Below are 4,758 nucleotides of genomic sequence, written 5' to 3'. Positions count from 1 at the left end.
GATGGCCTCGATCACCCAGTCCGCCCGGGCCACCCGCTCCAGGTCGTCCTCCACGTTGCCCGGGTGGATGCGCGCCAGCGCGGCCGCGCTGAAGACGGGCGAGGGCTTGAGCGTGCGCAGCCGCTCCAGCCCGACCAGGGCGAAGCGGTCGCGCACCGCCCGGTCGTCCAGGGTTAGCCCCCGTGCCGTCTCCTCCGGCGTGGGCGCCGGCGGGACGATGTCCAGGAGGTCTACCTCGACGCCGGCGTTGGCCAGGTGCGCGGCGATCTGGGCGCCCATCACGCCGGCGCCCAGCACCACCGCCCTCTTCAAGGGTCGCATCGGCTGTCTCACTCCTTTCAACGGCTTGCTCACCGCCGTTCCAGCCCGCCCAGCAGGAGCCGCGTCACCTCGGGCGCGATGGAGGCGAGATCGTAGGGGTGGCGCGACATCACCCAGGAGGTGACGCACTGGTCGAGCGTGCCGAAGATCATGCGTCTCGCCACGCGCCGGTCCACGTCGGGCAGGAAGACTCCCTCCTCCCGGCCGCGTTCGATGATGCGGTCGATGCGCCGGAAGTAGGGGTCCATGATGGCGTCGATGGCGCGCCGGATCTCTCCGTCGGACTGGCGCAGCTCGATCTGGGTGACCTGGGCGAACTCGCGGCGGCTGCCCAGGTCGCCCAGATGGGTCTCCACCAGGATGCCGAGCTCCTCTCGCGCGTCGGCCGCGCCCTCGAGCCGCTCCTCCAGATTGCGCAGGTAGCGGCCGATACCGTCGCGGAAGACGGCGATCAGCACCTCCTGCTTGTTGCGGAAGTAGAGATAGACGGTCCCGTCGGCCACGCCCGCCTCGCGGGCGATGTCGCTGATGCGCGCGCCGTGGTAGCCGCGCGCGGCGATGACGTGGACCGCCGCCCGCAGGATCTCGCGGTAGCGCTCGGCCTGCTGCGGCCGGCTCATCCGCCCTGCCCCCGGGCCCGTCCGGCCTCCTCCTCCACCAGCACCCGCCGCAGCAGCTTGCCCACGGTACTCTTGGGCAGCTCCTCGCGGAACTCCACCAGGCGCGGCACCTTGTACGGCGTCAGCCGCTCCCGGCAGAAGGCGACGATCTCCGCCTCGCTGGCGCGGGCGCCCGGGCGCAGCTTGATGAAGGCCTTGACCGTCTCGCCCCGGTAGGGGTCGGGCACTCCCACCACCACCGCCTCCTGGACGGCGGGATGCTCGTGGAGCACGTCCTCCACCTCGCGCGGGTAGATGTTGAAGCCCGAGGCGATGATCACGTCTTTCTTCCGGTCGACGATGCGGAAGTAGCCGTCCGGCTCCATCACGGCCAAGTCGCCCGTGTAGAGCCAGCCCTCTTCGTCCAGCACCTGCGCCGTCGCCTCGGGGCGGTTCCAGTAGCCCCTCATCACCTGCGGGCCCCGCACGGCCAGCTCGCCCACCTCGCCCGGCGGGACGGGGCGGCGGGCGTCGTCCACCACCCGCGCCTCCGTGTCCGGCCAGGGGAGGCCGATGGTGCCGATGCGGACGGGCCCGCCGCGGAAGGGGTTGGCGTGCGTCACCGGCGAGGCCTCCGTCAGCCCGTAGCCCTCCACCACCGTCGCCCCGGTGCGGCGCTCGAACTCCTTCTGCACCTCCACCGGCAGCGGCGCCGACCCCGAGATGCAGGCCTGGATGGAGGAGAGATCGTAGCGGTCTACCTCGGGGAAGGTGTTGATCGCCACGTACATGGTGGGGGCGCCGGGGAAGAGCGTGGGACGCTCCTTCTGGATCGCGGCCAGCACCTCCCGGACCTGGAAGCGGGGGAGCAGGACCAGCGTGGAGGCGCTGGCGACGCCGTAGTCGAGGACGGTGGTCAGGCCGTAGACGTGGAAGAGGGGCAGCACGCCCAGGATGCGTTGCGGGCCCTGGCTGCCCACCCAGGCGATGCACTGGAGCGCGTTGGCCACCAGGTTGCGATGGGTGAGCATGGCCCCCTTGGGCTCGCCGGTGGTGCCCCCCGTGTACTGAAGGAGCGCCAGGTCGCCGGGCTCCACCCGGACCGCGGGCGGCTCCGGATGGCGCTCGCGCTCCAGCTGGGGGAAGCGCTCGACGGGGACGCCGGCCACGCGCGGCGCCAGGGGGAGGCGCGGCTTCCTCAGGCGGGCGAGGAAGCCCAGCGGGAAGGGGAGCTCGTCCTCCACCGCCGCCAGGATCACGCGCTCCACGGCCGTCCCCTCCAGGCCGGTCTCCAGGCGCGGCCAGGTGAGATCCAGGGCCACCAGCCAGCGCGCCCCGGAGTCGGCCAGCTGATGGCGGACCTCGCGGGCGGTGTAGAGCGGGTTGACCAGCGTCACCACGGCGCCCAGGCGAAGCGCGGCGAAGTAGGCGACGACGAGCTGGGGCGTGTTGGGCAGCATCACGGCCACCCGCTCGCCGCGCGTCACCCCGCGCGCCGCCAGCGCGGCCGCCAGCCGCCGGACGCGCTCGCCCAGCTGCCGGTAGCGGATGCTCCGTCCGAAGAAGCGGATCGCCTCCCGCTCGGGCGCCTCGCGGACCGCGCGCTCCAGCAGTTCGGGCAGGCCGGCCTCGGGGTACTCCAGGTGGGGCGGGACGTCAGGCGGGTAGGAGGCCAGCCAGGGGGCCGCATCGTAGGCCGCCCGGGCCTCCTCCGGCGAGCGGAGCGGCTCGTCCATGACGCTTCTCCCTCCCGCGGGCGACCGCCGCCGGAAAGCCGGACCCCCCTCAGCTTCGCCGCGGGCGGCCGCATCTGCGATAGTGAATGAATGCTCATTCACCTGCAGAAATACGCCGGCTCGGGTCGGATCCCTGCCCGCCCTCGGGTGGGCACCCGGGGGCGGGGAGGGAGAACCCCGGCCGCGACCTCATGCGCGGGAGCCGGGGCCGTCCGCTCCCCGGCTCGGCCCTCCCTACTCCTCGCCGCCGCGCAGTGCCTGGCGGGCCGCCATCAGGAGCGGGTCCCAGACCGGCGCGAAGGGCGGCGCGTAGGCCAGGTCGAGGGCGTAGAGGTCGTCGGCGGTGAACCCTGCCTGGAGCGCCGCCACCAGCGTGTTCACCCGCTGGACGGCGTCCAGCGGCCCGGTCAGCTGGCCGCCCAAGAGGCGGCGGCTGGCGCGCTCCACCACCAGGCGGACCGTCATCCGCCCCGCCCCCGGGTAGTAGCCGGCACGGGAGCGCTGCTGGATCTCCACCGCCTCCGCGTCGAAGCCGGCCGCCTTGGCCTCGGCCAGGGAGAGGCCGGTGCGCGCCACCCCCAGGTCGAAGATCTTGACGATGGCGGTGCCGGCCACGCCGCGGAAGCGGGCGTGGCCGCCCGAGGCGTTCTCCCCGGCGATCCTGCCCTGCTTGTTGGCGGTGGTGCCGAGGGGGATCCAGTCGGGTCGCCCCGTGACGAGGTGGTAGGTCTCCGCGCAGTCGCCGGCCGCCCAGACGTCCGGATCGGAGGTGCGCACCTCCGCGTCGACGCGGATGGCGCCCCGCACGCCGGTCTCGATCCCGGCGGCGGCCGCCAGCTCGCTGTTGGGGCGAATGCCCGTGGCCACCAGCACCAGGTCGGCCTCCACCGCGCCGGAGGCCGTGACGACCCGGCGGACGCGGCGCGCGCCGCCGCCGGCGGCGCCCCCCTCGAGTCCGCGGACGGGCTCGCCCAGGCGGACCTCCACGCCGTTCCGCTCCAGCTCGCGGACGACGGCCGCCGCCGGCTCGGGATCGAGCGAGGCCATGGGCTGGGGAAGCGCCTCGATCAGCGTCACCTGCCAACCCTGCTGGCGCATGGCCTCGGCCGCCTCCAGACCGATGTAGCCGCCGCCCAAGACGACGGCCCGCCCCTTCCCCGCCTCCAGGGCCTGCCGGAGCCGGATTCCGTCCTCCACCAGGCGGAGGACGTGCACTCCCTCCAGCTCCAGGCCCTCCACGGGGGGCAGCGAGGGGCGCGCCCCGGTGGCCAGGATCAGCCGGTCGTAACGCAGCCGGCGGCGCTCGCCGCCGTCCAGGTCGCGCACCACCAGCTCGTGGCGCCGCCGGTCGATCGCCTCCACCTCGCTGTGCAGGGCCACCTCGATCCGCCGCTGGCTGCGGAAGAAGTCGGCCGAATAGTGGACCAGCTGCTCGGGCCTGGCGATCAGACCGCCCACGAAGTAGGGGAGACCGCAGGCACCGTAGGAGACGTAGCCGCTTCGTTCGAAGACCAGGATCTCCGCCTCCGGATCGAGCCGCCGGATGCGCGAGGCCGCGCTCATGCCGGCGGCGACACCGCCTGCGACGACGTAGCGGGTCATCGGGCTTCCCTCCCTGAACGCTGCACGGGGCGACGAGGCGCCGTGACGTCCGCCTCCTGCCCGTTTCCGACGGGCGTTATGCTAGAGATACCCCAAGGGGTAGAACCGTACCTGCCGGAAGGGAGGGACCCGCGTGATGCCTTCGCGCCAGGCGAGGGCCGGCATCCTGGAGGCCGACGAGGCGGCGGTGGAGGCGCTCCTGCGGCGGCCGCCCGAGGCGATGGCGCTCTACTTCGCCACCCCGGCCTGCGGCCAGTGCGGGCTGCTGGAGCGCGCCCTGGAAGAGGTCCTGCCCGCCCTGCCGCCGCTGCCGGTCTACCGCCTCTGGGTGGAGAAGGCGCCCGGGCTCGTGCGCCGCTTCGACGTCACCTCGGCGCCGACGCTGAAGCTCTTCGTCCGCGGCGAACCGGTCCACACCTGGTTCGGCGCGCGCCGGCCGGAGGACCTCTACTACATGCTCCGCGCCTACCTTCCGCCCGCGGCTTCCCGGCCGCCCCGCG

At 73.7% G+C, this 4,758-nt stretch carries 5 protein-coding genes; 1 reads left to right on the top strand and 4 read right to left on the bottom strand.

All coding sequences use genetic code 11. From position 1 onward, the window contains the following. From K6U79_11135 to K6U79_11120, 4 genes are all read right to left on the bottom strand, one after another. On the bottom strand, nt 1–321 hold a 321-nt coding region (locus K6U79_11135), incomplete at its 3' end, for a 3-hydroxyacyl-CoA dehydrogenase (GenBank protein ID MCL6522906.1). Between the two features lie 29 nt (nt 322–350). After that, nucleotides 351–941, bottom strand: coding sequence for a TetR family transcriptional regulator (locus tag K6U79_11130; protein ID MCL6522905.1), 591 nt, complete (start codon nt 939–941; stop codon nt 351–353). After that, nucleotides 938–2,656 (bottom strand): long-chain fatty acid--CoA ligase, encoded by a 1,719-nt coding sequence (locus K6U79_11125; protein ID MCL6522904.1) that lies wholly within the window; start codon nt 2,654–2,656, stop codon nt 938–940. Before K6U79_11125 ends, K6U79_11130 begins: the two co-directional genes overlap by 4 nt. Nucleotides 2,657–2,890: 234 nt before the next feature. Continuing rightward, nucleotides 2,891–4,258, bottom strand: coding sequence for an FAD-dependent oxidoreductase (locus K6U79_11120; GenBank protein MCL6522903.1), 1,368 nt, complete (start codon nt 4,256–4,258; stop codon nt 2,891–2,893). A gap of 133 nt (nt 4,259–4,391) precedes the next feature. Between K6U79_11120 and K6U79_11115 the strand changes: the two genes are divergently transcribed. Next, nucleotides 4,392–4,758 (top strand): thioredoxin family protein (locus tag K6U79_11115; protein ID MCL6522902.1); only part of this gene is annotated, 367 nt, incomplete at its 3' end.

The sequence above is a fragment of the Bacillota bacterium genome (assembly GCA_023511835.1).
In the GTDB taxonomy this organism is placed as follows: domain Bacteria; phylum Bacillota; class Sulfobacillia; order JAIMAT01; family JAIMAT01; genus JAIMAT01.
Note: the sequence above shows the minus strand (reverse complement) of the source record. Positions and strands in the feature narration are given on the sequence as shown.